Annotated in this window: 28 protein-coding genes; 16 read left to right on the plus strand and 12 right to left on the minus strand. The window is 68.2% G+C overall.

What is annotated here, in order from left to right:
* The first annotated feature begins 486 nt into the window (after positions 1-486).
* Both infA and AC6LJ5_RS24445 read left to right on the plus strand, forming a co-directional pair.
* Positions 487-753 (plus strand): translation initiation factor IF-1, encoded by a 267-nt coding sequence (gene infA, locus AC6LJ5_RS24440; RefSeq protein ID WP_103275827.1) that lies wholly within the window; start codon positions 487-489, stop codon positions 751-753.
* A 130-nt stretch (positions 754-883) separates the two neighbouring features.
* Positions 884-1,204, plus strand: a complete 321-nt coding sequence (locus AC6LJ5_RS24445; protein ID WP_498141850.1) for a hypothetical protein — start codon at positions 884-886, stop codon at positions 1,202-1,204.
* A 33-nt stretch (positions 1,205-1,237) separates the two neighbouring features.
* On the opposite strand, the gene AC6LJ5_RS24450 is transcribed toward AC6LJ5_RS24445, so the two are convergent.
* From AC6LJ5_RS24450 to mog, 3 genes are all read right to left on the minus strand, one after another.
* The gene (locus AC6LJ5_RS24450; RefSeq protein ID WP_498141851.1) at positions 1,238-1,993 is read right to left on the minus strand and encodes a peptidoglycan DD-metalloendopeptidase family protein; all 756 of its coding nucleotides are present in this window, start codon (positions 1,991-1,993) and stop codon (positions 1,238-1,240) included.
* 2 nt (positions 1,994-1,995) lie between these two features.
* Positions 1,996-2,334, minus strand: a complete 339-nt coding sequence (locus AC6LJ5_RS24455) for a hypothetical protein (protein ID WP_103276624.1) — start codon at positions 2,332-2,334, stop codon at positions 1,996-1,998.
* Positions 2,335-2,395: 61 nt separating this feature from the next.
* Positions 2,396-3,028 (minus strand): molybdopterin adenylyltransferase, encoded by a 633-nt coding sequence (gene mog, locus AC6LJ5_RS24460; RefSeq protein WP_103275830.1) that lies wholly within the window; start codon positions 3,026-3,028, stop codon positions 2,396-2,398.
* Between the two features lie 191 nt (positions 3,029-3,219).
* Between mog and AC6LJ5_RS24465 the strand changes: the two genes are divergently transcribed.
* The 4 genes from AC6LJ5_RS24465 (at position 3,220) to AC6LJ5_RS24480 (ending at position 6,258) form a co-directional block, all read left to right on the plus strand.
* Positions 3,220-4,695 (plus strand): inorganic phosphate transporter, encoded by a 1,476-nt coding sequence (locus AC6LJ5_RS24465; protein ID WP_103275831.1) that lies wholly within the window; start codon positions 3,220-3,222, stop codon positions 4,693-4,695.
* Between the two features lie 97 nt (positions 4,696-4,792).
* Complete coding sequence (locus tag AC6LJ5_RS24470) at positions 4,793-5,449, plus strand: DsbA family protein (RefSeq protein WP_498141852.1); 657 nt, start codon at positions 4,793-4,795, stop codon at positions 5,447-5,449.
* Between the two features lie 111 nt (positions 5,450-5,560).
* Complete coding sequence (locus AC6LJ5_RS24475; protein WP_392412857.1) at positions 5,561-5,836, plus strand: hypothetical protein; 276 nt, start codon at positions 5,561-5,563, stop codon at positions 5,834-5,836.
* On the plus strand, positions 5,833-6,258 hold the full coding sequence (locus AC6LJ5_RS24480; RefSeq protein ID WP_498141853.1) for a type II toxin-antitoxin system VapC family toxin: 426 nt from the start codon (positions 5,833-5,835) through the stop codon (positions 6,256-6,258). The genes AC6LJ5_RS24475 and AC6LJ5_RS24480 overlap by 4 nt, the downstream gene beginning before the upstream one ends.
* Before the next feature lie 73 nt (positions 6,259-6,331).
* On the opposite strand, the gene AC6LJ5_RS24485 is transcribed toward AC6LJ5_RS24480, so the two are convergent.
* Complete coding sequence (locus AC6LJ5_RS24485; RefSeq protein ID WP_392412854.1) at positions 6,332-6,649, minus strand: chaperone modulator CbpM; 318 nt, start codon at positions 6,647-6,649, stop codon at positions 6,332-6,334.
* 2 nt (positions 6,650-6,651) lie between these two features.
* The gene (locus tag AC6LJ5_RS24490; protein ID WP_392412865.1) at positions 6,652-7,587 is read right to left on the minus strand and encodes a DnaJ C-terminal domain-containing protein; all 936 of its coding nucleotides are present in this window, start codon (positions 7,585-7,587) and stop codon (positions 6,652-6,654) included.
* A gap of 262 nt (positions 7,588-7,849) precedes the next feature.
* Here AC6LJ5_RS24490 and AC6LJ5_RS24495 point away from each other — a divergent pair, with 262 nt between their 5' ends.
* The 8 genes from AC6LJ5_RS24495 (at position 7,850) to fabI (ending at position 15,525) form a co-directional block, all read left to right on the plus strand.
* Positions 7,850-8,335, plus strand: a complete 486-nt coding sequence (locus tag AC6LJ5_RS24495; RefSeq protein WP_498141854.1) for a GNAT family N-acetyltransferase — start codon at positions 7,850-7,852, stop codon at positions 8,333-8,335.
* 50 nt (positions 8,336-8,385) lie between these two features.
* Entirely contained in the window at positions 8,386-8,715 is a 330-nt protein-coding gene (locus tag AC6LJ5_RS24500; RefSeq protein ID WP_103275837.1) for a DHCW motif cupin fold protein, read from the plus strand.
* Positions 8,716-8,832: 117 nt separating this feature from the next.
* Positions 8,833-9,471: a glutathione transferase gene (yfcF, locus tag AC6LJ5_RS24505; protein WP_103275838.1), complete on the plus strand. Its 639-nt coding sequence runs from the start codon at positions 8,833-8,835 to the stop codon at positions 9,469-9,471.
* Positions 9,472-9,489: 18 nt separating this feature from the next.
* Entirely contained in the window at positions 9,490-9,885 is a 396-nt protein-coding gene (locus tag AC6LJ5_RS24510) for a VOC family protein (protein WP_103275839.1), read from the plus strand.
* Positions 9,886-10,085: 200 nt separating this feature from the next.
* Positions 10,086-12,575, plus strand: coding sequence for a DUF3141 domain-containing protein (locus AC6LJ5_RS24515; protein ID WP_498141855.1), 2,490 nt, complete (start codon positions 10,086-10,088; stop codon positions 12,573-12,575).
* On the plus strand, positions 12,572-13,516 hold the full coding sequence (locus AC6LJ5_RS24520; protein WP_103275840.1) for a phosphate acetyltransferase: 945 nt from the start codon (positions 12,572-12,574) through the stop codon (positions 13,514-13,516). Before AC6LJ5_RS24515 ends, AC6LJ5_RS24520 begins: the two co-directional genes overlap by 4 nt.
* Positions 13,517-13,570: 54 nt before the next feature.
* On the plus strand, positions 13,571-14,755 hold the full coding sequence (locus AC6LJ5_RS24525) for an acetate/propionate family kinase (RefSeq protein ID WP_392412846.1): 1,185 nt from the start codon (positions 13,571-13,573) through the stop codon (positions 14,753-14,755).
* Complete coding sequence (gene fabI, locus AC6LJ5_RS24530; RefSeq protein WP_103275842.1) at positions 14,752-15,525, plus strand: enoyl-ACP reductase FabI; 774 nt, start codon at positions 14,752-14,754, stop codon at positions 15,523-15,525. Before AC6LJ5_RS24525 ends, fabI begins: the two co-directional genes overlap by 4 nt.
* Before the next feature lie 96 nt (positions 15,526-15,621).
* Here the strand turns inward: fabI and AC6LJ5_RS24535 are convergent, their stop codons facing one another.
* The 4 genes from AC6LJ5_RS24535 to tkt form a co-directional block, all read right to left on the minus strand.
* Entirely contained in the window at positions 15,622-17,310 is a 1,689-nt protein-coding gene (locus tag AC6LJ5_RS24535; RefSeq protein ID WP_392412843.1) for a SulP family inorganic anion transporter, read from the minus strand.
* A 181-nt stretch (positions 17,311-17,491) separates the two neighbouring features.
* Complete coding sequence (locus AC6LJ5_RS24540; protein ID WP_103275843.1) at positions 17,492-18,685, minus strand: phosphoglycerate kinase; 1,194 nt, start codon at positions 18,683-18,685, stop codon at positions 17,492-17,494.
* A 95-nt stretch (positions 18,686-18,780) separates the two neighbouring features.
* On the minus strand, positions 18,781-19,791 hold the full coding sequence (gene gap, locus AC6LJ5_RS24545) for a type I glyceraldehyde-3-phosphate dehydrogenase (protein ID WP_103275844.1): 1,011 nt from the start codon (positions 19,789-19,791) through the stop codon (positions 18,781-18,783).
* 15 nt (positions 19,792-19,806) lie between these two features.
* A complete protein-coding gene (gene tkt / locus AC6LJ5_RS24550; protein WP_498141856.1) occupies positions 19,807-21,843 on the minus strand; it encodes a transketolase in 2,037 nt (678 codons plus the stop codon).
* Positions 21,844-22,071: 228 nt separating this feature from the next.
* On the opposite strand from tkt, the gene AC6LJ5_RS24555 reads away from it, so the two are divergent.
* A complete protein-coding gene (locus AC6LJ5_RS24555) occupies positions 22,072-22,587 on the plus strand; it encodes a hypothetical protein (protein ID WP_498141857.1) in 516 nt (171 codons plus the stop codon).
* Between the two features lie 82 nt (positions 22,588-22,669).
* Positions 22,670-23,410 (plus strand): 16S rRNA (uracil(1498)-N(3))-methyltransferase, encoded by a 741-nt coding sequence (locus AC6LJ5_RS24560; RefSeq protein WP_392412836.1) that lies wholly within the window; start codon positions 22,670-22,672, stop codon positions 23,408-23,410.
* A gap of 79 nt (positions 23,411-23,489) precedes the next feature.
* Here the strand turns inward: AC6LJ5_RS24560 and AC6LJ5_RS24565 are convergent, their stop codons facing one another.
* The 3 genes from AC6LJ5_RS24565 to AC6LJ5_RS24575 form a co-directional block, all read right to left on the minus strand.
* The gene (locus AC6LJ5_RS24565) at positions 23,490-23,960 is read right to left on the minus strand and encodes a barstar family protein (RefSeq protein WP_103275848.1); all 471 of its coding nucleotides are present in this window, start codon (positions 23,958-23,960) and stop codon (positions 23,490-23,492) included.
* Positions 23,957-25,186, minus strand: coding sequence for a patatin-like phospholipase family protein (locus AC6LJ5_RS24570; protein ID WP_498141858.1), 1,230 nt, complete (start codon positions 25,184-25,186; stop codon positions 23,957-23,959). The genes AC6LJ5_RS24565 and AC6LJ5_RS24570 overlap by 4 nt, the downstream gene beginning before the upstream one ends.
* Positions 25,167-25,696, minus strand: a 530-nt coding sequence (locus AC6LJ5_RS24575) for a phosphate acyltransferase (RefSeq protein WP_498141859.1), incomplete at its 5' end; no start/stop codon positions are given. The genes AC6LJ5_RS24570 and AC6LJ5_RS24575, both read right to left, overlap by 20 nt.

Consider the following 25,696-nt stretch of genomic DNA (forward strand, 5'->3'; position numbering starts at 1 on the left):
GGCCCCCCGCGCCGCATCCGTTGGCGGACGCGGGCGCCTCGCCCAAACGCGTCGTTCAATTACTACTATCGCGGCTATCAGCCGGATAAAAACTGGCTAAAGAAGGCGCGTTGCGTTAACATAAGCCGGTGATTTTCCGCAAAAACCTGACTTCGACGCCGCATCGCACCACGAGCGTCCTGGCTGGTTTTCCTGAGCGAGCGTCTCTTGCCTCAAGGCTTGGGCAACCGTTCCCACGCTTCTTCCAGCCTCGCGCACAGCGCCCGGCTGCGACCAAGCCGCGCATCGCGCGCACCCCAGCGCCTCGCGGCGCAGGTATCCGTCATTTCAGACATCCACTCGGGATGCCGTGGCCCTTACCCGCGCCTGCCCGGACGTTTTGCGTTCCAACCGCCGGACCCGGCTTACCGCCTCCGGCACGCGTCGCCGCTCACGCGGCATGCCATGCCGCCCGCATGGCGCCGCGCAATGATCAAGGAGTAGACCATGGCAAAAGAAGAACTCATCGAACTGGACGGCATCGTTGACGAAGTACTGCCCGACAGCCGCTACCGCGTGAAGCTGGACAACGGCATCGAAGTCGGCGCCTACGCGTCGGGCCGTATCCGCAAGCACCGCATCCGCATCCTGGCCGGCGATCGCGTCACGCTGGAAATGTCCCCCTACGACCTGACCAAGGGCCGCATCAATTTCCGTCACAAGGACGAGCGCGGTCCCGCCCCCACCAGCCGCCCGCCCGCGCATCGCCGCTAAGGCGCGCAATGACGGATGGCGCGGCCGCTTAACCCCGGCCGGCGCCGTGCCGTAATGCAGGATGCGGCGGTTCATGGAAAAATGCCGCATTCCCGCCCGCGCCCTGCCGGCGGCACACGCATGAAGCAAGATGGACCTGAACCAAGAGTTGCAAGCCGCCGCCGATCAGCTTGACCGCGCGCGCAGGAAATTCGCCAAGGGCGAAAATGGCTTGCGCCTGCTCAGCCAGTCGCGCGAGGCTTTCATCAACAGCCTGCGCAACACCGGGCTGACCTACGCCGACGCCAAGATCAAGTTCGACAACTGCCTGGACGAACAGGAAGCCGAACTGCTGCAGCTCCACGAACAGATGCTCTACGCCGAACGCATGCACCAGTACGCGCTGCACCGGATCGCGCTGCAGCACCCCTCGGCCCAGCCAGACCCGACCGAATCCGCGCTGGCCGGTTGAGCGCCCGGCCGCCGCGCGCCTGCGCGGCGACAATCAGGGCTTGAAGGCGCCGATGAAGATCGCGGGATCGACCCGCGCATCGTTCAGGCTGACGTTCCAGTGCAGGTGCGGCCCCGTGGCGCGGCCCGTGGCGCCCACCTTGCCCACCACCCCGCCGCGCGGCACCTCGTCCCCCACCTTCACGTCGATCGCCGACATGTGGCAGAACATGCTGACCATGCCCTGGCCGTGGTCCAGGAACACGGTCTTGCCGTTGAAGAAATAATCCCCCACCAGCGTCACCACGCCAGCGGCCGGCGCCTTGATCGGCGTGCCGGCAGGCACGGCGAAATCCAGCCCGGAATGCGGATTGCGCTCTTCGCCGTTGAAGATGCGCCGCAGGCCGAAGGGGCTCGACAGGCGGCCGCCCGGCACCGGACGGTCCAGGATGAGGTTGCTGGGCGTCACGCCGGCGCGATAGCTTCGGTTGACCGCGCTTTGCTCGGCCATTTCACGCTCGATGCGCTTCATGTCCTCGTCGCTGGGATTGACCTGGCGCGGGTTCTTCAGCGTGATGCGCTGCGCGGCGTATTCCTTGGGCCGCACCGTGAAGGCAAGTTCGCGCGCGCCCTTGGCATCGCGGATGGACACACGCTGCTCGCCCGCCTTGACCGACAGGGGAATGCCCACCACGGCGATCCACTGACGCCCTTCCTCGCGCACGACCAGCGCGCGCCGCTCCAGGAACGTGACCTCCGGCGCCGCCGGGCCCTCGCCCAGCCCCAGCACGTCGCGGCGCGTGCCCGTCATGATCACAGGCACAGGTTGGCCGGCTCGATCATGCTCTGATCGCGGCGATTGATGCGGGTGGACAGGCGGGTCTCGGTCTTGCCCTTCCAGTGCGTAGTGGTCAGCACCGCCTCCACGCCCAGGCTGTCGCTTTGGACCAGCTCGAAACCGTTGCGCACGGCCTTCTGCTCGAACTTGATGCCCTGCGCCTTCCAGGCGCTGGCCACGCAGGCGGTGTAATCCTCGGCGCTGCGTTGGGTGGAGCCATAGAAGACAGGATCGCGGCTGCGCACGTCCTTGACGTTGGCGCAGGCCGACAGCGCGGCGAGAACGGTAAGGGACAGGGCGAGGCGGACCTTCATGTCGGCGGGCATCTCAAAACGGGGTTGATCGGCAAGTCAAAAACTATACCGCAGCGGCCGCTCAGGCCTGCTGCGCGCGGCGCGCCGATTTCGGGCGGAAGGCGGCGATCACCTCGGGCCGGGTCTCGGCGTAGGGACCGCCGATCAGATCGATGCAATACGGGATGGCGGCGAACACGCCCGGCACCAGGGTGGCGCCGTCATCGCCCTTCAGCCCCTCCAGGGTTTCGCGTATGGACTTGGGCTGGCCCGGCAGGTTGACGATCAACGCCGCATGCTCGGTCGTCTCCCTGATCACCGCGACCTGGCGCGACAGGATTGCGGTGGGCACGAAACGCAGGCTGATCTGGCGCATCTGCTCGCCAAACCCAGGCATTTCGCGAGTGCCGGCGTCCAGGGTGGCCTCGGGCGTCACGTCGCGGCGGGCCGGGCCGGTGCCGCCCGTGGTCAGCACCAGGTCGCAGCCGCAATCGTCGACCAGTTCGATCAGCGTCCGGGTGATCCCCTCGCGCTCATCCGGAATCAGCCGGTCCACCGCCTGCCAGGGCGAGGCCAGCGCCGTTCCCAGCCATTCCCGCAGCGCGGGCAGGCCCTGGTCCTGGTAGGCGCCCGCGGAGGCGCGATCGGACACGGATACCAGGCCGATGAGCAATTCGTCGGGGTGGCTGCGGACTAAGCGGGCGGAGGCGTTCATGGCGGGATGGCGAGTAATGGAGGAACTGGCGGCGGCTAGCCGCGCGTATCCACGGGCGGCGCCGAAACCCGGATGCTATCGCATTCTTCCGCCCCGGGCCGGCGCCATGCCGGGAGCTTGTCCGGACTCATCGGGGACAGGTCACAAATCTGCAATAATCGGCACCTTCGCCGGAACCTGCCCCCGCCTCCATGTTCGACCTCTTCCATGGCCTAGACCTCTGGGTCGGCCTCAGCCTCGTGCTGGCCCTGACCTTCGTCCTGGCCTTCGAATTCATCAACGGCTTCCATGACACGGCCAATGCCGTCGCCACGGTGATCTACACCAAGGCCATGCCGCCGCACCTGGCGGTGGTGCTGTCGGGGATATTCAATTTTCTCGGCGTGCTGCTGGGCGGCGTGGGCGTGGCCTACGCCATCGTCCACCTGCTGCCGGTCGAGCTGCTGATCAACGTGGATACCGGACGCGGCCTGGCCATGGTGTTCGCCATGCTGGCCGCCGCCATCGCCTGGAACCTGGGCACCTGGTACTTCGGCATCCCCGCCTCCAGCTCGCACACGCTGATCGGCTCCATCCTGGGCGTGGGCCTGGCCAATGCGCTGATCACCGACCTGCCGCTGGGCGACGGCGTCAACTGGGGCAAGGCCATCGATATCGGCCTGTCGCTGGTGGTCTCGCCGGTGGCGGGCTTCCTGATCGCGGGCGGCCTGCTGCTGGCGCTCAAGCGCTGGCTACCGCTGTCGAAGATGCACAAGACGCCCGAGCAACGGCGCGAACTGGACAACAAGAAGCACCCGCCGTTCTGGAACCGCCTGGTGCTGGTGCTGTCGGCGATGGGCGTGAGCTTCGTGCACGGCTCGAACGATGGCCAGAAAGGCATCGGCCTGATCATGCTGGTGCTGATCGGCATCGTGCCCGCCAATTTCGTGCTGGACACCAACAGCACCACCTACCAGATCGAGCGCACCCGCGACGCCGCCACGCACCTTAGCGCGTTCTACCACCGCAACGAGGCCACGCTGGGCGACTACCTGGCGCTCAAGCGCGGCGGCGGCGCATCGGACCTGCCGCCCAGCTTCCGCTGCGATCCCGAACTGACGCTGCCCACCATCGCCGCGCTGCAGGCCGACCTGCAGGGCGTGAGCCACTACGGCGACCTGCCGGCCGCCAAGCGCATCGACGTGCGCCGCTACCTGCTGTGCCTGGACGACACGGCCAAAAAGGTCGCGCGCCTGAAGGAACTGCCGGCCCGCGAACGCGCCGACCTGCAACGCCTGCGCACCGACCTGACCGCCACCACCGAATACGCGCCCTTCTGGGTGATCGTCGCGGTGGCGCTGGCGCTGGGCGCAGGCACCATGGTCGGCTGGCGCCGCGTGGTGCTGACCGTGGGCGAGAAGATCGGCAAGCAGGGCATGACCTACGCGCAGGGCATGTCGGCGCAGGTGACCGCCATGGGCGCCATCGGCCTGGCCAACGTCTTCAGCCTGCCGGTGTCGACCACGCACGTGCTGTCCTCGGGCATCGCCGGCACCATGATCGCGAACAAGAGCGGCCTGCAGGGTGGCACCGTGCGCAACATCCTGCTGGCCTGGGTGCTGACCCTGCCCGCCTCGATGCTGCTGGCCGCCGGCCTGTTCTGGGTCGGCGTGCGCATCGCGGGATAAGGCATCGCGGCCGCGCGGAACATCCGCGCGGCCGGCGCAACAGTCTGGCTACCGCGCCGGGCTATCTGCCGCCGCGTCCGGCGCCTAACATGACGCCATGAACGCATCCTCTCCCATCCTCCACTACATCTACGACCCGCTGTGTGGCTGGTGCTACGGCGCCGCGCCGCTGGTGGAAGCCGCCCGCGCCGTGCCCGGCCTGGCCATCGCCCTCCACGGCGGCGGCATGATGGCCGGCAGCAACCGCCAGCCAGTCACCGACGCGTTGCGGCGCTACGTCATGCCGCATGACGAGCGCATCGCGGGCCTGACCGGCCAGCCGTTCGGCGCCGATTATTTCGATGGCCTGCTGCGCGACGGCGGCGCCGTGTTCGACTCCGAACCGCCCACCACCGCCATCCTGGCCGCCGAGAACCTGGCCGGTCGCGGACTGGACCTGCTCAAGCGCATCCAGCGCGCCCATTACGTCGAAGGGCGGCGCATCGCCGATCCCGCCGTGCTGCGGGAGCTGGCGGCCGAGATCGGCCTGGACGCCGACGCCTATGCGGCCGCCCAGGCCGACGCCGCCGGCACCGCCACGCTTGATCACATCGCGCAAAGCCGCCGGCTGCTGTCGCAGATCGGCGGCTCGGGCTTTCCGACCCTAGCCCTGGAGCGCAAGGGCGGCTACACCTTGCTGGAGCCGGGCCGCTACCTGGGCCGGCCGGCGCAGTGGCAGGCCGAGCTGCGCGAGCGGATCAAGGGCGCGGGCTGAGCTGCGCCGGCGAGATGCGCCAGTCACTTCGGCTTCTACGAATGGGCGAGGTCGACGGGCAGCGGTAAGGTGGCGTCCATGCCTCGATTTCCGAGGCCTGGAGATGCCACCATGACCCACGCCGCCTATTCGAACCCCCTCCGGGGCAACCCTCCTTCGGTCAATACCGGCATGACCGGCCGGCACCGCCTTCAGCCGCAACGCCGGGTTAGCCTCTCCGGGCAACAGGCCGGCCACCTGCATGCCCAGTCACACTCAGAGACGCTGTCTGGCCAGGCGCCACGGCGGCAAACCATCACCCAGGCATTGGCCATGCCCGGCATCGAAAACATCGAATTCGATCCGCCCCGTCTGGAACTCGTGTTCCAGCCATCCTCCGACCAATGAGGTACGTGCTCGACACCAATGTCGTTTCCGAACCTCGCAAGGCAGGCGCCGGCCAGGCCAACGCCAAGGTGTCCGCATGGATAGCCAATGTGGACACGTCTGCCTTGTTCCTGTCCGCCATCACCGTCATGGAACTCGAAATCGGGATTCAACGCGCGGAACGCAAGGATCCACGACAAGGCATCGTGCTGCGCGCCTGGATGAACGGTCGCGTGATGCGCACTTTCGCCGCCCAGGTATTGCCGATAGACGTCAAGATCGCGCGGCGCTGCGCCGCCCTGCATGTGCCGGACCGGCGCTCCGAACGGGATGCGCTGATCGCGGCGACGGCACTGGTACATGGCATGATCGTCGTCACGCGCAATGTGGCCGACTTCACGCCGCTCGGCACGCCGTTGCTGAACCCCTGGTCATCCGACTGAAGCCGCCACACACCCCATGCGTCGCCTCGGTGGACCACCTGACTTGCGAGCAAGTCAGGTTCTTGCCCGGCGCCTACTCCGCGTCGCCCCCCAGCGCACGCAGTTGCGCCTTCAGCCTGCGCACTTCCTGGCTCAGATCCAGGATCAGCGCCACGGCATCCAGCCCGGCGTCGAAATCACGTTCCAGCCGGCGGGCCTCGCGGGCGCGCCGCAGATCCAGGCTATGAAACCGCCATTCTTCCCGGCGGTCGCCGGCGGCGCTGACGATGCCCACTTCCACCAGGCGGGCCACCCACTCCACTTCGGCGCCGCAGGCGTGCGCCAGCTCGTTCGCGTCCAGTGGCTGCGACTTGCCCACCACGGTGGCGCTGGCGATGACGACTTTCTTCATGTTCAGGCTCCCAGGTGCCGGCGCGGGTTGAAGGGCAGATCCTGCTGCATCTTGCGATAGGCCTGCTTGGCGGCCTCGGTGTCGGCCGGCGGCAGCGCCAGTTCCAACACCAGATACAGGTCGCCAGGCGGATCGCCAGGTATGCCTCGGCCGCGCAGCCGCAGCTTGCGGCCATTGGCCGACCCCGCGGGGATGGACACTTCCACCGCGCCCCCGGGCGTGGGCGCCTCGACCTGCGCGCCCAGGGCCGCTTCCCAAGGCGCCACGGGCAAGGACATGTACAGGTCGCGGCCCTCGGCGCGATAGCGCGCATGCGGCTTGAAGCGCACTTCGAGATACAGGTCGCCGTTCTCGCCGCCGCCGTAGCCCGGCATGCCCTGCCCGCCCAGGCGGATGTACTGGCCTTCGCGCACGCCCGCCGGAATGCGCACGCTCAAGGTGCGCGTGCTCATCTGCGGTCGGCCTTGATCGTCCATGCGCATCGAGCGCAGGCTGATGTCGCGGGTGGCGCCATGCAGCGCGTCCTCCAGGTCCACCTCGATCGCCGCATGGTGGTCTTCGCCGCGCGCGCGGAAGTCCTGCTGCGGCGCATGCCGCCGCGCCCCGCCGAACAGGGACGAGAAGAACTCGCTGAATTGCGCCTCGTCGCCGGGCGCCGCCCCCCGGTGGAACTCGAAACCCTCGTCCCAGCCGGGCGGCGGCTGGAAGCCGCCATCCGGTGACACGCCGGCCGCCAGGTTGTCATAGGCCTGGCGCTTTTCCTGGTCGCGCAGCACGTCATAGGCCTCGTTGACGTCGCGCATGCGGGCCTCGGCGTCGCTTTCCTTGCTGACGTCGGGATGATATTTGCGGGCGAGCTTGCGGTAGGACCGACGGATCTCGTCGTCCGAGGCGCCGCGCTCCACGCCGAGTATGCCGTAGTAGTCCTTGAACTCCATGTCCCAGCCCATTGAAAGGGTTGCAGCCGCCAGCCGCGCCGGAATCGGCCATCCAATGGATAGAAGATAGGGGTTGCGCGCCGTTTTTTCAATGCGTGGGCGCAGACGGTCGGCAACCGCGCCATAATTGCGGACGTGGCCGCTTGCCAGGCATGCTGGCCCCGGCGCGCCGTCCGACGAGGGCGGCGCAACCAGAACGGGACCGGCCGCTTGCAGGCGGCCAGGAGCCCATGCGCCAAGGCGTAAACGCAGGAACCCCATCATGCTGGAAATCATCGACGTCGATTTCAACAACCCGGAGCATGGCCGCCAGGTGCTGGCCATGCTCGACGAATACGCCAGCGGCCCCATGGGCGGCAACACGCCCCTGCCGGCCCATGTCCACCGCGACCTGATCCCGGAACTGGCCCGCCGCCCCACGGCGCGCGCGCTGCTGGCACGCGTGGATGGCGAGCCGGCCGGCGTGGCCATCTATCTCGAGGGCTTTTCCACCTTTGCCTGCCGTCCGCTGCTGAACCTGCACGATCTGGGCGTCTCGCCCCGCTTCCAGGGCCAGGGCGTGGGCAAGGCGCTGCTGTCCGCGCTGGAGCAACGCGGCCGCGCGATGGGCTGCTGCAAGATCACGCTGGAAGTGCTGGAAGGCAACGCCGTGGCGCAGGGCCTGTACCGCAAGCAGGGCTACGAAGGCTACGCGCTGGACGAGCACACCGGCCGCGCCCTGTTCTGGCAGAAGAAGCTGGCCGTCTGAATCCCCCACTTTGCAACCACCACCCGCGCGACCGCGGGGCAGGATCGATCATGAAGATGAGCAACATTCCCTTCGGCACCACCGACTGGAACGAGGTCGAACGTACCGAACATCCCGGCGAGACCGGCGTCGCCTACTGGCGCACGCGCCAGTTCGACAATGTGCGCGTGCGCATGGTGGAGTATTCCCCCGGCTACCTGGCGGACCACTGGTGCAGCAAGGGCCATATCCTCTTCTGCCTGGACGGCGAGCTGCACACCGAGCTGGAGGATGGCCGCCGCTTCGTGCTGACGCCCGGCATGAGCTACCAGGTGGCGGACCAGGCCGAGCCCCACCGCTCATCCACGCCCACCGGCGCGCGCCTGTTCATCGTCGACTGAGGCGCCCGCGCGACACGCGAAATTTCAATTGCGTTACGCTGTAGGGCCGCACCGCCACGGCGGCGCGGCCCAGGGCTTTTCCATCTCATCCAGCAACCGCCTGACCGGAGACCTCAATTGGGCGCCCCTTTCACGCTATTCGTCGATTCCCAGTTTCTCAGCCCCTACGCCATGTCGGCCTATGTCGCGCTGACCGAGAAAAAACTGGCCTTCGAAGTGCGCCCCATCGACCTGTCGGCGGGCGAGCAGCGCATGGTGCCCTTCCAGAGCCGGTCCCTCACGTCCCGCGTGCCCGCCCTGACCCATGGCGATTTCCACCTGACCGAATCCACGGCCATCGCCGAATACCTGGAACAGCTCTATCCGGCGCCCGATCATCTGGCGCTGTATCCCGAGGCCCCCCAGGCCCGCGCCCGCGCGCGCCAGTTGCAGGCATGGCTGCGCAGCGACCTGGGCGCCCTGCGCCAGGAGCGCCCGACCGAAACCGTGTTCTGGGACCAGCCCGGCCAGCCCCTGTCCGACGATGGCCACGCGGCCGCGGCCAAGCTGATCCATGTCAGCAGCGCGCTGATCGGCGCTGGCCAGGCCACGCTGTTCGACGCCTGGAGCATCGCCGACGCCGACCTGGCCACCGCGCTGCGCCGCCTGTGGCTGGACGATCTGCTGCCCGACACACTGCGCGCCTATGCCGAGGCGCAGTGGCAACGCCCCAGCCTGCGCAAATGGCTGGATCACAACGCGGCCGCCCGACGCTGACGCCAGCGACGCGCCGCGATGCTGCTGCTCGATCACATCTCCATCACCGTCCCGCGACTGGACGAAGCGCGCCCGTTCTATGACGCGGTGATGGACGCGCTGGGCGCGTCCAAGGTCTATGACCGCGAGGACGCCCTGGGCTACGGCGAACGCTGCCGCGCGGGCGACGCCGGACACACCTATCTGTCGGTCTTCGCATCCCCGCAGGCCGGCAGCGACGCGCGCCGCCATTGGTGCTTCAAGGCGCCCAGCAGAAGCGCCGTGGACCGCTTCCATGCCGCCGGCCTGGCGCATGGCGGCCGCGATGACGGCGCGCCCGGCCTGCGCCCGCACTACCACCCGCATTACTACGCCGCCTTCCTGCTCGACCCCTGCGGCAATCGCATCGAGGCCGTCTGCCACGACCCTGAGTGACGCTCGGGGCGCGCAGATCCGCCTGGAACGTTAAGAAGGGACACATAGTCCACCGAGGTTTGACCTGCATCAAACCCATCCATGTTGCGACGCAACATCGATTGCGGTGTAATGGGGAGGTCAAGTCAGCCGGTTCCACTCTGGAATCGGTCCGGCGTGCGTCCATGCCGGAAAGCCACCCGCATACTCAGGAGATCGCCATGGCCGAACCCGGCAAGGATCGCGACCCCGCCCCGTCCAACCCCTGGACGGCCGCCTACGAATACGCCGTGGACGCCTGGCAACGAGGCGTCCTCTACGCCGACGTGATGCGCCAGCGCGGCAACCAATACCACCAGCACATGGCCAAGCGCGCCCCCAACGTGCTGAGCATGGAATATGAGCTGGTGCTGGACGGCCGCGAATTCCCCCGCCCGGTCAACTACGGCCTGCTACGCATCACGCCGCCCCAGGGCGTCGAAACCGACCCGATCAAGCGCCCCTTCCTGGTGGTCGACCCGCGCGCCGGCCACGGCCCCGGCATCGGCGGCTTCAAGCCGGAAAGCGAGATCGGCGTGGCGCTGCGCGCAGGGCATGCCTGCTACTTCGCCACCTTCCTGCCCCAGCCCATGCCGACCCAAACGGTCGAGGACGTGATCCAGGCCGAGGCGCGCTTCTTGGAAGAGATCATCGCCCGCCATCCCGACGCGGAAGGCAAGCCCGTGGTGGTGGCCAATTGCCAGGCCGGCTGGCAGATCATGATGACCGCCGCCGTGCGTCCCGAGCTGTTCGGCCCCATCATCGTGGCCGGCGCGCCGCTGTCCTACTGGGCGGGCTGGCGCGGCATGAATCCCATGCGCTATTCCGGCGGCCTGCTGGGCGGCAGCTGGCTCACCGCGCTCACCAGCGACATCGGCAACGGCAAGTTCGACGGCGCCTGGCTGGTGCAGAACTTCGAGAACCTGAACCCGGCCAACACGCTCTGGAGCAAGCAGTACAACCTGTACTCCAAGGTCGACACCGAGGCGGAGCGCTACCTGAGCTTCGAGAAATGGTGGGGCGGCCATGTGTTCCTGAACGGCACCGAGATCCAATACATCGTGGACAAGCTGTTCGTGGGCAACCGCCTGGCCACGGCCGGGCTGGTCACGTCCGACGGCATCCGCATCGACCTGCGCAACATCCGCTCGCCCATCGTGGTGTTCTGCTCCAAGGGCGACAACATCACGCCGCCGCCGCAGGCGCTGGGCTGGATCCCAGACCTTTATCAGGACGACGCCGAAGTGCTGGCCCATGGCCAGACCATCGTCTACGCCGTGCACGAGAGCATCGGCCACCTGGGCATCTTCGTGTCCGGCAGCGTGGCGCGCAAGGAACACCAGGAATTCACATCCAACATCGACATGATCGATGTGCTGCCTCCTGGCATCTACCAGGCCGAGATCGCCGACAAGACGCCGGACACGCCCAACGCCGACCTGGCCCAGGGCAACTATGTACTGTCGTTCGAGGAACGCCACCTGGACGACGTGCGCGCCATCGTCGACCGCAAGGAAGACGATGACCGCCGTTTCGCCGCGGTGGCCCGAATCTCGGACATCAACCTGGGCATGTACCGCAGCTTCGTCCAGCCCTGGCTGCGCGCCACCGTGACGCCGCAGTCGGCCGAATGGCTGCAGCGCCTGCACCCGTTGCGCCTGCCCTATGAGCTGATTTCCGACCGCAACCCGCTGGTCGCGCCCATCGCCCGAGTGGCCGAGCAGGTGCGCGAACACCGCCAGCCCGTCTCGCCCGCCAATCCATTCCTGATGGCCCAGGAAATGGTGTCGAACTGGATCGAGACCAGCCTGAACATCTGGCAGGAATTGCGCGACTCCGCCGCCGAACGCAGCTTCATGAGCATCTACGGTTCGCCGGTGGTGCAGGACCTGGCCGGCCTGGGCGCACAGGACGGCCTGCCGCGCCGCCATCCCGGCGTATCGCCCGAACACCGCGACTTCATGGCGGCCCGCGCCGCCGAGCTGCGCTCGCAGCTGCAGGAAGGTGGGCTGCTCGTGGCCGCCGTGCGCATGCTGCTGTACGTGGCCGGCGCCGAGGGTGGCCTGGACGAACGCAGTTTCGCGCTGATCCGCAAAATGCGCGCCGAATCAAACAACGCCATCACGCTGCAGGAATTCAAGGACCTGACCCGCGACCAGGCGCTGATGTTGACGCTGGACGCGCCCGCCGCCATCCAGGCCATGCCGCGCCTGCTGGAGGGCGAAACTCCCGCCGCCATCCGCACCGCGCTGGACGAGATGAAGCGGGTGCTGGAAGCCGCCGAGCCGCTGAGCGCGGCGGCGCGCGAAAGCCTGGACGAAATGGAGCACATCTTCGAGGCGGCCGCGCGCCGCGCCGAGCATCACGGCCGCGACGGCGCCGCGCCGCGCAATGCCGCCGCGCCACGCAAGGTCGCGGCCGCGCGCAAGACCGCCGCGCCGGCGCGCCAGCGTGTCAAGGCCGCCGTGGCCGATCCCGCCATCGAGCCCGCCGGAGCGGCCGCGAAGCAGGCCGCCAGGCGCACCCGCGCCGTGACGGCCCTGGCCGCCGGAACAAGCGCGAAGGCCTCCACGAAGGCTGCAACCAAAACCGCATCGAAGACCACAACCCCAACCGCCGCCAAATCGGCCGCCCCCCGCAAACCCGCCAACAACAAGACCAAGCCGCAATGAACCTGCCGTCCTCCACGCATTACGACAAGCTCATCGCCCGCGCCCAGACGCTGTCGGCCGCGCCCTGCGCCATCGCCCATCCCTGCGACGAACCGTCGCTGTCGGCCGCGCTGGAAGCGCGCGACCTGGGCCTGCTGCACCCCATCCTGGTCGGACCGGAACGCAAGATCCGCGACACCGCCGCGCAATTCCGCCTGAACCTGGGCGACGCGCGCATCGTCGACGCGCCGCACAGCCACGCGGCCGCCGAGACCGCCGTGGCGCTGGTGCGCGCCGGCGAGGCCAGCCTGCTGATGAAGGGCAGCCTGCACACCGACGAACTCATGCACGAGGTCGTCGCACGCAACACCGGGCTGCGCAGCAGCCGCCGCATCAGCCATGTGTTCATCATGGAGGTGCCCACCTACCCGGAACCGCTGTTCATCACCGACGCGGCGATCAACATCTTCCCCGACCTGGAAACCAAGGCCGACATCATCCGCAACGTGATCGACCTGCATCACGGGCTGGGCCTGGGCGAGCCGCGCGTGGCCATCCTGTCGGCGGTGGAACAGGTCACGCCCAGCATTCCCAGCACCATTGAGGCGGCCGCGCTGTGCAAGATGGCCGACCGCGGCCAGATCGCCGGCGGCCTGCTGGACGGCCCGCTGGCGCTGGACAACGCCATCAGCCCGGACGCGGCCCGCATCAAGGGCATACGCTCGCACGTGGCGGGCGTGGCCCAGGTGCTGGTGGTGCCGGACCTGGAGGCCGGCAACATGCTGGCCAAGAACCTCACCTTCCTGGCCAATGCCGAGGCCGCCGGCATCGTGCTGGGCGCGCGCGTGCCCATCATCCTGACCAGCCGCGCGGACAGCCCGCGCTCGCGCCTGGCCTCGGCGGCGGTGGCGGCGATCTACTCGCACCACCTGGCCCAGCAACAGGCCCGCCCGCTGGCCTGAGACCGGCCGGATCCGGTTTCATCCCTCGCCCACCGCAACGGATTTCCCCACTCCATGTCCGACACCATCCTCGTCATCAACGCAGGCAGTTCCAGCATCAAGTTCTACCTCTACGACATCGACGGCAAGGAGGAGCTGGCGCCGCGCCTGGGCGGCCAGCTCGAAGGCATCGGCACCACGCACCCGCGCCTGCGGGTGCGCGATGCCGCCGGCCAGACGCTGGTCGAGCGCGACATCGCCCCCAGCCACGCGCCCGATGTGCCCAATGGCCAGGAAGTCGTGGGCACCTGGCTCAGCGGCCACCTGGGCGGCGCGCCGCTGGCCGTGGGCCATCGCGTGGTGCACGGCGGCCCCGAGCTGTCCGAGCCGGTACTGATCGATGACGACATCCTGGCGCGGCTGGATGCCTACACCCCGCTGGCGCCGCTGCACCAGCCCAACAACCTGGCGCCCATCCGCGTGATCCGCGAGCGCCGCCCCTGGATTCCCCAGGTCGCCTGCTTCGACACCGCCTTCCATCGCAGCCATTCCGAGGTGGCCGACCGCTACGCCCTGCCCGACTCGCTGTACCAGCAGGGCGTGCGGCGCTACGGCTTCCATGGCCTGTCCTACGAGTACATCGCCCAGCGCCTGCAGCGCGCGCTGCCCGAGGTCGCGATGGGCAAGATCGTCGCCGCCCACCTGGGCTCGGGCGTGTCGGCCTGCGCCATCCACCAGGGCAGGAGCGTGGACAGCACCATGGGCTTCACCGCGCTCGAGGGCCTGCCCATGGGCACGCGGCCGGGCCGGCTGGACCCCGGCGTGGTGCTGTGGATGATGGAACGCGGCATGAGCCATGACGAGATCGAGCACCTGCTCTATCACGACTGCGGCATGAAGGGCCTGTCCGGCATCGGCAACGACATGCGCGAGCTGCTGGCCAGCGACGCGCCCGGCGCGAAACTGGCCCTGTCCTACTTCGCCTGGCGCGTGGCCGAGGGCATGGCCGGCCTGGGTTGCGCCATGAACGGCATCGACGCCATCGTCTTCACCGCCGGCGTGGGCGAGAATTCCCCCGCCATCCGCCAGGCCATCAGCGAGCATTGGGGCTGGCTGGGCATCAAGCTCGATCCCGAACGCAACGCCCACCATGGGCCGCGCATCTCCAGCGACGACAGTCGCATCGGCGTGTACGTGGTCCGCACCAACGAGGAGCTGATCATTGCCCAGCACACACTCGCACTGGTGAAACAACGATGAACACACCGCTACCGCTGGCCGGCAAGCGCGGCCTGGTCACCGGCATCGCCAATGCCGACTCCATCGCCTGGGGCTGCGCCAAGGCCTTTCACGCCATGGGCGCCGAACTGGCCGTGACCTACCTGAACGACAAGGCCCTGCCCCACGTCCAGCCGCTGGCCGAGCAGGTGCGGGCCGACATGCTGATGCCGCTGAACCTGCTGCACGAAGGCGAACTGGAAGCGGTGTTCGAGCGCCTGGAGCGCGAATGGGGCGCGCTGGACTTCGTGCTGCATTCCATCGCCTTCGCGCCACGCGAGGACCTGCACGGCCGCGTCACCGACTGCTCGCGCGCCGGCTTCCTGCAGGCCATGGACGTGTCCTGCTGGTCCTTCATCCGCATGGCCAAGCTGGCCGAGCCGCTGATGAAGAATGGCGGCACGCTGTTCTGCATGAGCTATTACGGCTCGCAGATGGTGGTCGAGCACTACAACATGATGGGGCCGGTCAAGGCCGCGCTGGAATCGGCCACCCGCTATCTGGCCGCCGAACTGGGGCCGCAGGGCATCCGCGTGCATGCGATTTCGCCGGGGCCGCTCAAGACCCGCGCGGCCTCGGGCATCGCCGAGTTCGACACGCTGCTGGACCGGGCCCAGGCCAAGGCGCCGGCGCGCAGTCTGGTGTCCATCGACGACGTGGGCGAGGCCACGGCCTGGCTGGCCACCGACGCCGCGCGCCGCATGACGGGTCAGACGCTGTATATCGATGGCGGTTATCACATCATCGACTAGTGCGCTGATCCGGCCAGTGCGCCCGCATGCGGGCACGCACGCCAGGCGTTCGCAAGCGACGGACCCGACGCTCGCGAACGTCCATCTGTCTCTCTGCTAGGCCAGCGTGTCCGGCGCCGGCTGGCGCCAGCGCTCGATGGCGTCCACCGCCTGTTCCGGGCTGCCGAAGATCTTGTCCCGGCCGATCTTCTTCACCAGGCCCGAGCGCTCCAGCGCGGTGCGGAACTGGCCGTGCCCGCCCGCCACCAAGAGCGTCATGCCGCGCGCGTCCAGCTCGCGCTTGAGCTCGTACAGCGCCTCGACCGCGTCGGCGTCGGCCTGGGTCATGGCCTCGGCGTCCAGCACGAACCATTGCACGTCGCCGGCCTGGTCCATGATCTCGCGCGCGCGCCGCCGGAACGTGTCGGCGTTGAAGAACCACACGGGCGATTCGAACAGCCAGATGACCGTACCGGGCACGGGCTGCGCCTCCGGATTCAGGTGCAGCTTGCCCAGCACCGACTCGCCGGGCTGGCGGCCCAGCAGCGCATCGCGCGGGTTGCCCGACACATACATGGCGTACAGCAGCGTGGCGCCCACCGACACTGCCACGCCCTGCAGCACGCCGAAGCCCACCACGCCCACGGCGGCCAACACGCCGAACGCCAGCTCGACGCGGGAAATGCGGGCCAGCCGCATGAAGGCGTGCCCGTCGAACAGGCTGGCCGCTGCCAGCAGCAGGATGGCCGACAGAACGGCCTGCGGCAGCCAGTAAAGCGGCCCGCTGAGCAGGCCCACGACCACGGCCAGCGCCGCCGCCGCGCTGATGCTGACCAGCGGCGACGAGCCGCCCGCCACCAGTCCCACGGCCGTGCGCGAATCGGCGCCCGTCACGACAAAGCCCTGGAACAGTCCGGCGGCCACGTTGGCCGCGCCGAAGCCGACCAGTTCGCGGTTCGGATCGATATGCTCGCCGCTGCGGGCCGCGAAGCTGCGGGCGGTGACGATGCCGCTGGAAAAACTCACCACCAGCACGCCGGCCGCGCCCAGCAGCATGTCATCCACGCCGTCCAGGCGCACCGGCAGGCTGAGCGCCGGCAGGCCGGCCGGCACCTCGCCCACCACGGCAATGCCCATGCCGGGAAAATCGAAGGCCCAGGACGCCGCGCAGGCGCCCACCACCAGCAGGATGGGACCGGGCCAGTTGGGCCGCCAGCGCTTGACGGCGATCAGCAGCAGGCAGGAACCCAGCCCCAGCGCCAGCGTCGGGATGCGGATTTCCGGCAGGCGGCGCGACAGTTCCAGGAAGGGATGGATCAAGCCGCTGTTGCGCAGGCCCACGCCGGTCAGGCCGCTGAGCTGCGACAGCGCCAGCGTGATCGCCACGCCCGCCATATAGCCGATCAGCACGGGCCGCGACAGCAGGTTGGCCAATACGCCCAGCCGCAGCACCCGCGCGATCAGGCAGCCCACGCCCACGGTCAGCGCGATGCCGGTGGCCGCCACCAGCCGGTCCTGCGGATCGGTCAGCGCCATGCCGGTCAGCGTGGCGGCGATCAGGGTGCAGGTGGCGGTGTCGGGCCCCACGATCAATGTGCGCGACGATCCGAACACGGCATAGCCGAGCATGCCGGCGATGGCCGCCCACAGGCCGGCCACCGGCGGCACGCCCATCATGGCGGCATAGGCCAGGCCCACGGGCAGCGCCACGGCGGCCACGCTCAACCCGGCCATCACATCGCGGCGGGCGGCGTCACGGGTCAGGCCGCGCAGGTGGTTCAGGCCAGGAAAAAAGCGCAGGTTCATGAGGCGGTGAAAGTAACATCGGCGGGACCGCCAAGCCTACACCAAGGCGGACCTCCGGCGGTGGCGCCAGATCAACGATAAGGGCACCCGATCCCGCCGGAAAGGCGGCTGGCACAAGGAAAAACGCCGGTCCCGCCGCAAGGCGGAACCGGCGTTCCGGCCGGATGCGTCAACCAGGAACTCAGGCGGCGCGGGCTTCCAGCACGGCCACGGCCGGCAGGGTCTTGCCTTCCAGGAACTCCAGGAAAGCGCCGCCGCCGGTGGAGATGTAGCCCACCTGCTCGCCGATGCCGTACTTGGCGATGGCGGCCAGCGTGTCGCCGCCGCCGGCGATCGAGAAGCCCTCCGAGCCGGCGATGGCGCGGGCCACCACTTCGGTGCCATGGGCGAACTGGTCGAACTCGAACACGCCGACCGGGCCGTTCCAGACGATGGTGCCGGCCTGCTTCAGGATCTCGGCCAGCTGCGCCGCGGTCTGCGGGCCGATGTCCAGGATCATGTCGTCGTCGGCCACGTCCTCGGCCGCCTTGACGGTGGCCTCGGCGTCGGCGCCGAAGGACTTGGCGCAGACCACGTCCACCGGGATCGGCACGTCGGCGCCGCGCTGCTTCATCAGCTCGATCACGGCGCGGGCCTGATCGACCTGGTCGGGCTCGGCCAGCGACTTGCCGATCGACAGTCCGGCGGCCAGCATGAAGGTGTTGGCGATGCCGCCGCCCACCACCAGCTGGTCGACCTTGTCGGCCAGCGATTGCAGGATGGACAGCTTGGTCGAGACCTTGGAGCCGCCGACGATGGCGACCAGCGGGCGCTTGGGCTCATGCAGGGCGCGGCCCAGCGCGTCCAGCTCGGCTTCCAGCAGCGGACCGGCGCAGGCCACCGGCGCGAAGCGCGCGATGCCGTGCGTGGTGGCCTCGGCGCGGTGCGCCGTGCCGAAGGCGTCGTTGACGTAGACGTCGCACAACGCGGCCATCTTCCTGGCCAGCGCCTCGTCGTCCTTCTTCTCGCCGACGTTGACGCGGCAGTTTTCCAGCAGCACGACCTGGCCGGCGTCGACCTTGACGCCGTCAACCCAGTTCTGCACCAGCGGCACGGGCATGCCCAGCAGCTCGGACAGGCGCTGGCCGACCTTGGCCAGCGAATCGGCCTCGGTCAGCACGCCCTCTTTCGGGCGGCCCAGGTGGGACGTGACCATCACGGCCGCGCCGGCGTCCAGGGCCAGGCGGATGCCGGGCACGGAGGCGCGGATGCGGGTATCTTCGGAAATGCGACCAGCGTCGTCGAACGGCACGTTCAGGTCGGCGCGGATGAACACGCGCTTGCCGGACAGGGCGCCGGCCTTGGCCAGCGCGGACAGGGTTTGTACCTTGGGCATATGCTTTGCTTCCTAGAGTTGGCGAACAAAGGGGACGAACCCGCTTTCCGCCGTGGCGGAAAACCCGTTCGTCCCCTTCGATCCGACAGCGATGCTTACTTGGCCGACATCAGCGCGACGGTGGTGTCGAGCATGCGGTTCGAGAAGCCCCACTCGTTGTCGTACCAGGACGAGACCTTGACCAGACGACCCGAGACCTTGGTCAGCGACGCGTCGACGGTGCTGGAGGCCGGGTTGTGGTTGTAGTCCACCGAAACCAGGGGCTCGGTGTTGTAGTCCAGGATGCCCTTCAGCTCGCCTTCGGAGGCGGCCTTCAGGATGCTGTTCACTTCTTCGACGGTCGTGTCGCGCTTGGCCACGAAGGACAGGTCGACGATGGACACGTTGATGGTCGGGACGCGGATGGCGTAGCCGTCCAGCTTGCCGTTCAGTTCCGGCAGCACCAGGCCGACCGCGGCGGCGGCGCCGGTCTTGGTCGGGATCATGCTCATGGTGGCCGAACGGGCGCGGCGCAGGTCTTCGTGGTAGACGTCGGTCAGGACCTGGTCGTTGGTGTAGGCGTGGACCGTGGTCATCAGGCCGTTTTCCAGGCCCAGCTTGTCGTTCAGCGGCTTGACCAACGGGGCCAGGCAGTTGGTGGTGCACGACGCGTTCGAGATGACGGTGTCGGTGGCCTTCAGCACGCCGTGGTTGACGCCGTAGACGACGGTGGCGTCGACGTCCTTGCCGCCGGGGGCCGAGATGATGACCTTCTTGGCGCCGCCCTTGATGTGCGCGCCGGCCTTTTCCTTGGTCGTGAAGAAGCCCGTGCACTCCAGCACCACGTCGACCTTCAGCTCGCCCCAGGGCAGCTCGGCCGGATTGCGGTTGGCCAGCACGCGGATCTTGTCGCCATTGACCACCATGTAGTCGCCGTCGACTTCGACGGTGCCCGGGAACTTGCCGTGGGCGGTGTCGTAGCGGGTCAGGTGGGCGTTGGTCTTGGGATCGCCCAGGTCGTTGATGGCGACGATTTCGATATCGTGCTTCTTGCCACCTTCGTAGTGGGCACGCAGGATGTTGCGGCCGATGCGACCGTAACCGTTGATGGCGACGCGAATGGTCATGACTAGGCTCCTTTTTTACAGAACTTGCTTGACGGTCTCGGCCACCTTGTCGGCGGTCAGCCCGAAGAACTTGAACAGCGCGCCGGCCGGGGCGGATTCGCCGTAGCGGTCGATGCCGACCACGGCGCCTTCCAGGCCCACGTACTTGTGCCAGAAGGCGGTCACGCCGGCCTCGACGGCCACGCGCGGCAGGCCCTTTGGCAGCACGGACTGCTTCCAGGCGGCGTCCTGCTTGTCGAACACGTCGGTGCTGGGCATGGAGACCACGCGCACGGCGATGCCGTCCTTGGCCAGCTGGGCCTGCGCGTCCAGCGCGATGGCGACTTCCGAGCCGGTGGCGATGATGACGGCGCGGGCGCCGTCGGCGTCGCGCAGCACATAGCCGCCGCGGGCGATGGCGGCCACGGTGGCGGCATCGCGCTGCACGAAGGGCAGGTTCTGGCGCGACAGCAGCAGCGCGGTCGGGCCGCCGTCATGCACGTCCATGCCGATGCTGGTCGGACGCGTCACGGCGGCGTTCCAGGCCACGGCGGTCTCGGCCGTGTCGCAGGGACGCCAGAGCGACAGGTTGGGGATCAGGCGCAGGCTGGCGGCGTGCTCGATCGACTGGTGAGTCGGACCGTCCTCGCCCAGGCCGATGGAGTCGTGCGTGAACACGTGCACCACGCGCTGCTTCATCAGCGCGGCCATGCGGATGGCATTGCGCGAGTAGTCGGAGAAGGTCAGGAAGGTGCCGCCGAACGGCAGGTAGCCGCCGTGCAGCGCCACGCCGTTCATGATGGCGGCCATGCCGAATTCGCGCACGCCGTAATTGATGTGGCGGCCGAACTGGATGCCCTGTTCGCCGGCGCGGACGGCGGCGACGCCCTTCCAGTCGGTGAAGTTCGAGCCGGTCAGGTCGGCCGAGCCGCCCAGCATTTCCGGCAGCAGCGGGGCCAGGGCCGTAATGGCGAACTGCGAGGCCTTGCGGGTGGCGACGGTTTCGGCCTTTTCCAGCGTGGCGTCCAGGAACGCCTTGAACTGTTCGGCGTAGCCGGCAGGCAGCTCGCCCTTCATGCGGCGCTTGAATTCAGCGGCCTCGGCGGGGAATTCGGCGGCATAGGCGTCGAACGCCGATTGCCATTCGGCCTGGGCGGCGGCGCCCTGCTTGCGGCCGTCCCAGCCGTCGTAGATGGCTTGCGGGATCTGGAACGGCTCGGCCGACCAGCCCAGCGCGGCGCGGGTGGCGGCGATTTCGTCCTTGCCCAGCGGGGCGCCGTGCACATTGTGGGTGCCGGCCATGTTGGGCGAGCCCTTGCCGATGACGGTGCGGCAGACGATCAGCGTCGGCTTGGCCGATTGCGAGCGGGCCTGCTTGATGGCGGCGTCCACCGCAGCGACGTCGTGGCCGTCGATGCCGCGGATCACGTTCCAGCCGTAGCCTTCGAAGCGCTTGGCGGTGTCGTCGGCGAACCAGTGCTCGACGTGACCGTCGATGGAGATGCCGTTTTCGTCATACAGCACGACCAGCTTGCCCAGCTTCAGCGTGCCGGCCAGCGAGCAGACTTCGTGCGAGATGCCTTCCATCAGGCAGCCGTCGCCGGTGAAGGCGTAGGTGTGGTGGTCGACGATGGTGTGGCCGGGCTTGTTGAACTCGGCCGCCAGCAGCGCCTCGGCCAGCGCCATGCCGACCGCGTTGCCCAGGCCCTGGCCCAGCGGGCCGGTGGTGGTTTCCACGCCCGGGGTGATGCCCACTTCGGGATGGCCCGGCGTCTTGGAGTGCAGCTGGCGGAAGTTCTTCAGCTCTTCGATCGGCAGATCGTAGCCCGTCAGGTGCAGCAGGGCGTAGATCAGCATGGAGCCGTGGCCATTGGACAGCACGAAGCGGTCGCGGTTGGCCCAGGCGGGATCCTTGGGATTGTGGCGCAGGTTGCCGGCCCACAGGGCCTGGGCGATTTCCGCCATGCCCATCGGAGCGCCCGGATGCCCGGAATTCGCTTGTTGCACGGCATCCATCGCGAGGGCGCGGATGGCATCCGCCAAGGCAAGTTTAGGGGCGGTCGGATTGCTCATTCGAAAGGCTCTTTGATGCTGGCCGACCCATCGCGAAATAGGGGCCAGTTAAGTAGGTTGCGAAGCAAAAGATTTTAGCACCTGGGGATTTCCCCCCGCCCATCGGCCGGAAGGGCGAGGCGGAGCGCCGTTTTCACCCCTGTCAGAAACAACGTAGTTCCCGCAATTGCGGGGATCGGGTCCGACATTCAATATGGCAACGCCTGTCACCTTCCGGATCTCGCTACGATGATCGCCATGCTCAATATCACGCTTCCCGCCAAGGGCTTCGTCGCCTTGCGCAACGCGCTGGGCGAAGCGCCCGCGATCGCGATCAGCCAGGCGCTTGACGAGGCCCAGGTTCGCGGCGAAGCCGAGCTGGCCGCGAAGATCCTGGCGGATGCCGAAGCCAGGTTGCAGCGCGCCAGCGCAGAAACGGCCGCGAGACTGCAAAAATTCCAGGAAGAATCCAACGCCAGGTTCGAGAAGAACCGTGAAGAATCAAACGCCAAACTGGAAAGGTCCCGCGCGGAATTCCAGCAGGTGCACCGCGAGCTGCGCGAGCAGATCGCCCAACTGCCCAACCGCGAGGAACTCAAGCGCTTCGCCACCCACGCCGACTTGGCCGAACTACGCTCCCACGTGCTGCGCCTGGACAAGAAGATGACCATGGGCTTCCTGGCCCTGAGCGCGCTGCAGCTGGCGCCAAACGCCCCGCTCTTCCTGGAATGGGGCGCCAAAGTGGTAGGCTACGCGCTCAAATAGGGCTTGCCTGCACTGACCCGCAGCATGGCGCCGGCATCCGCGCCGCAAGCCCCTGCTCCCGTCACGCCATTTTGCAACATTCATGTCCGACCCTCGCTTCTTCTGCGATGTCCCCCTAGCCCCCGGCGCCCGGATCGCCCTGCCCGACGCCCTGGCCCATCACGCATTGCGCGTGCTGCGCCTGCGCGCTGGCGAAGCCATCGTCCTGTTCGACGGCAAGGGCGGCGAGTATCCGGCCGTGCTGGAAACGGAAGGCAAGACGGGATACGCCCAATTGGGGCCGTTCAACCCCAGGGAAGCGGAGCCAGCCGGCCGCATCACCCTGGTCCAGGGCCTGCCTTCGGGCGACAAGATGGACTGGGTGATCGAAAAAGCCGTGGAGCTGGGCGCGGTCCGCGTCGTCCCGGTGGCGGCCCAACGCAGCGTGCTGCAACTGACCGGCCCCCGGCTGGAAAAGCGGGTGGCCCACTGGCAACGCATCGCCCAATCGGCCAGTGAGCAATGCGGCCGCAATCGCCTCATGAACGTGGACGCGCCGCAAACGCTGGCGCAATGGCTGGAGCAGCCGGCCGAGGGCCTGCGGCTGCTGTGCCATCCGGATGCCGACGACGACCTGGCGGGCGCCCTGGCCGCCCTGCGAAATCAGGACGGCACGCCAGCGCTGACCTTGCTGGTGGGTCCCGAGGGCGGCTGGTCCGACAAGGAACTCGATCAGGCGCGGGCGGCGGGCGTGCAGTCAGTCAGGTTCGGCCCCCGGGTGCTGCGCACGGAAACGGCTGGCCTGGCGCTGATCGCCGCCGCGGCTGCCCTGCTCGGTTGGTGACACCGGCCCTGCCCGGCGGGCAGGGCAATATCGGCGCCGACATCGGCGCCCGCTAGCCCGGAGCGACCTACCTTCAGTCTTATTCGTTGTCGCCGTAAGGCGCAGCGGCGACGCCCGGTTCGGGATCGGGATGACGGCCCGCATGCTCGACCACATACGCAAAGATGCGGCCATTCTCGTGGGCGAACTCGGCCGCGTCGGCGCAGACGGCCTCGATCCGGGCTGCGTCCTCTTCCAGGGCGGGATCGCCGGAATGCAGCCGGTACAGCCACAGCACCACGCCGACCTTGTGATCCAGGACGGTATCGCACAGGCAATCGTAGAGCGCGTCCAGGTTGCCGCCGAAATATTCGGGGAAATCCACCGCCTTGACGATGGCGCGCAGCACGGCCGAGCGGCTGCGCGCCGGATCGCAATTCGCCACGAACAGCGCCAGGCCAAGCTCATGCGCGGCATCTACCACGGCCTTCTTGTCCAGCCCCTCGTCATGGGGCAAGGCGCCGCCGCGCCGCAACTGGCGCTGCAAGGTAGATTGGGCATTGCGCGTCATGCCTGTGCCTCCTCGAAAAAGGCGATAACTTCGCGATTACGCTGCATCGTATCGGCATAACCCAGTTCTATCAATCGCCTGGTGTAGCTGGATTCGAATAGCAGATACGACATCAGCGCGCCGCCCCCGGGCCGGCCTGGATCGGACGATACACCGAGTACGCGAAAAAGGGCACGGGCCTGCGCCGGCATGTCATCCAGGTGCTCCAGCGCCAGCAGGTCGAGCGACTGGCTGGGCGTGATGCTCAAGACCCGGATCCGGCGCATGGCGCCGTCCTGGCCGTCCGGAACGGCGTGCTCCATCAACTGGTTGATGCGCTCCAGCCGTTCGACGTCAGCCGACAGGCCGTCCAGAAAGATACTGGACAGCGCATGGCCGCCCACCTGTGCCAGCGACGGATACGGCGGCGTATCCTCGCGGTTCTCCGGATGGGTCTCGTCGCGGAATCCGGTGCCGACCACCAGCACCCGATGCGCGCCCAGATGAATCGCCGGACTGATGGGCGCGAGCTGGCGCATGGAGCCATCGCCGCACCACTCGCCCTTGCCATGGACGTCGACGCGGCGCGCGGGGAAAACGAAAGGAATTGCCGACGAGGCCATCAGGTGGTCGATGCCGATGTCCGTGGGAATCGCCAGGCGCAGGTAGCGGTGCCAGGGCTCGATGGATCGGTGCGCCTGATAGAAGGTCAGGTGTTCGCCGCTGGTATAGCCGGATGCCGTGATGGCCAGCGCCGAGAGCGCGCCCCGCTCCAGGTTGGACTGCAGGTTGCCGAAGTCGAGCACCCGACCCAGCAGCGCTTGCAGGGGGCTGTTGTCCAGCAGCGACTGGGGCCGCTTGCGCGTCAGGCCGGAATACATCCAGCCCAGCGACAGCAGGCCCAGCCAGCGCACGCCGGTACGGATCAGGCCGGGCGCGTCGGCCCGGTAGATCATGTCGGTGCTCAACGAGGACCACAGGCGGCGCACCCGCCGCACGCCCAGGTGCGGACGGTCGGCCCGGCAGGCCAGCGCCGCGGCGTTGATGGCGCCCGCCGAGGTGCCGCAGATGATGTCGAAGGGATTCTGGAAACGGGAGTGCCAATCCGGATCCAGCAACTCCATGATGGCGCTGAGCACGCCGACCTGGTAGGCGGCGCGCGCGCCGCCCCCGGTCAGGACCAGTCCGGTCGGCGTGCGCGGGCACGCCGGGCCGGCGGGAGCGATTTCAACGCGGCGTATTGACATCGACCACTGTCATGGCGGTCATGTTGACAATGCGGCGCACGGTCGAGCTGGAGGTCAGGATGTGCACCGGCGCGTTCGCGCCCAGCAGGAACGGACCCACCGCCACGTTGCCGCCAGCCGCCGTCTTGAGCAGGTTGTAGGCGATGTTGCCCGAGTCCACGTTCGGGCACACCAGCAGGTTGGCATCGCCCTTGAGCGTGGACGAAGGCAGGATGCGCATCCGCAGCGCCCCGTCCAGCGCGCAGTCGCCGTGCATCTCGCCGTCGATCTCCAGCTCCGGATCCGCCTGGCGCACCAGCTCCAGCGCACGGCGCATCTTCGCGCCCGAGGCCGAGCTGCCCGAGCCGAAGTTCGAACGCGACAGCAGCGCCGCCTTGGGCGCCAGGTTCATGCGGCGCATCTGCCGGGCCGCCGCGACGGTGAACTCGGCGATCTGCTCGGCCGTGGGTTCGTCGTTGACGTGCGTGTCCACCAGCACCACCGTGCGCTCGTTCAGCAGCAGGATGTTCA

This window comes from Achromobacter sp. 1011791174, from assembly GCF_059760925.1.

Bases quoted from the DNA above. Each gene is read 5' to 3' on its own strand.
- infA (WP_103275827.1), top strand. From the start codon at position 487: ATGGCAAAAGAAGAACTCATCGAACTGGACGGCATCGTTGACGAAGTA.
- AC6LJ5_RS24445 (WP_498141850.1), top strand. From the start codon at position 884: ATGGACCTGAACCAAGAGTTGCAAGCCGCCGCCGATCAGCTTGACCGC.
- AC6LJ5_RS24450 (WP_498141851.1), bottom strand. From the start codon at position 1,993: ATGACGGGCACGCGCCGCGACGTGCTGGGGCTGGGCGAGGGCCCGGCG.
- AC6LJ5_RS24455 (WP_103276624.1), bottom strand. From the start codon at position 2,334: ATGAAGGTCCGCCTCGCCCTGTCCCTTACCGTTCTCGCCGCGCTGTCG.
- mog (WP_103275830.1), bottom strand. From the start codon at position 3,028: ATGAACGCCTCCGCCCGCTTAGTCCGCAGCCACCCCGACGAATTGCTC.
- AC6LJ5_RS24465 (WP_103275831.1), top strand. From the start codon at position 3,220: ATGTTCGACCTCTTCCATGGCCTAGACCTCTGGGTCGGCCTCAGCCTC.
- AC6LJ5_RS24470 (WP_498141852.1), top strand. From the start codon at position 4,793: ATGAACGCATCCTCTCCCATCCTCCACTACATCTACGACCCGCTGTGT.
- AC6LJ5_RS24475 (WP_392412857.1), top strand. From the start codon at position 5,561: ATGACCCACGCCGCCTATTCGAACCCCCTCCGGGGCAACCCTCCTTCG.
- AC6LJ5_RS24480 (WP_498141853.1), top strand. From the start codon at position 5,833: ATGAGGTACGTGCTCGACACCAATGTCGTTTCCGAACCTCGCAAGGCA.
- AC6LJ5_RS24485 (WP_392412854.1), bottom strand. From the start codon at position 6,649: ATGAAGAAAGTCGTCATCGCCAGCGCCACCGTGGTGGGCAAGTCGCAG.
- AC6LJ5_RS24490 (WP_392412865.1), bottom strand. From the start codon at position 7,587: ATGGAGTTCAAGGACTACTACGGCATACTCGGCGTGGAGCGCGGCGCC.
- AC6LJ5_RS24495 (WP_498141854.1), top strand. From the start codon at position 7,850: ATGCTGGAAATCATCGACGTCGATTTCAACAACCCGGAGCATGGCCGC.
- AC6LJ5_RS24500 (WP_103275837.1), top strand. From the start codon at position 8,386: ATGAAGATGAGCAACATTCCCTTCGGCACCACCGACTGGAACGAGGTC.
- AC6LJ5_RS24510 (WP_103275839.1), top strand. From the start codon at position 9,490: ATGCTGCTGCTCGATCACATCTCCATCACCGTCCCGCGACTGGACGAA.
- AC6LJ5_RS24515 (WP_498141855.1), top strand. From the start codon at position 10,086: ATGGCCGAACCCGGCAAGGATCGCGACCCCGCCCCGTCCAACCCCTGG.
- AC6LJ5_RS24520 (WP_103275840.1), top strand. From the start codon at position 12,572: ATGAACCTGCCGTCCTCCACGCATTACGACAAGCTCATCGCCCGCGCC.
- AC6LJ5_RS24525 (WP_392412846.1), top strand. From the start codon at position 13,571: ATGTCCGACACCATCCTCGTCATCAACGCAGGCAGTTCCAGCATCAAG.
- fabI (WP_103275842.1), top strand. From the start codon at position 14,752: ATGAACACACCGCTACCGCTGGCCGGCAAGCGCGGCCTGGTCACCGGC.
- AC6LJ5_RS24535 (WP_392412843.1), bottom strand. From the start codon at position 17,310: ATGAACCTGCGCTTTTTTCCTGGCCTGAACCACCTGCGCGGCCTGACC.
- AC6LJ5_RS24540 (WP_103275843.1), bottom strand. From the start codon at position 18,685: ATGCCCAAGGTACAAACCCTGTCCGCGCTGGCCAAGGCCGGCGCCCTG.
- gap (WP_103275844.1), bottom strand. From the start codon at position 19,791: ATGACCATTCGCGTCGCCATCAACGGTTACGGTCGCATCGGCCGCAAC.
- tkt (WP_498141856.1), bottom strand. From the start codon at position 21,843: ATGAGCAATCCGACCGCCCCTAAACTTGCCTTGGCGGATGCCATCCGC.
- AC6LJ5_RS24555 (WP_498141857.1), top strand. From the start codon at position 22,072: ATGATCGCCATGCTCAATATCACGCTTCCCGCCAAGGGCTTCGTCGCC.
- AC6LJ5_RS24560 (WP_392412836.1), top strand. From the start codon at position 22,670: ATGTCCGACCCTCGCTTCTTCTGCGATGTCCCCCTAGCCCCCGGCGCC.
- AC6LJ5_RS24565 (WP_103275848.1), bottom strand. From the start codon at position 23,960: ATGACGCGCAATGCCCAATCTACCTTGCAGCGCCAGTTGCGGCGCGGC.
- AC6LJ5_RS24570 (WP_498141858.1), bottom strand. From the start codon at position 25,186: ATGTCAATACGCCGCGTTGAAATCGCTCCCGCCGGCCCGGCGTGCCCG.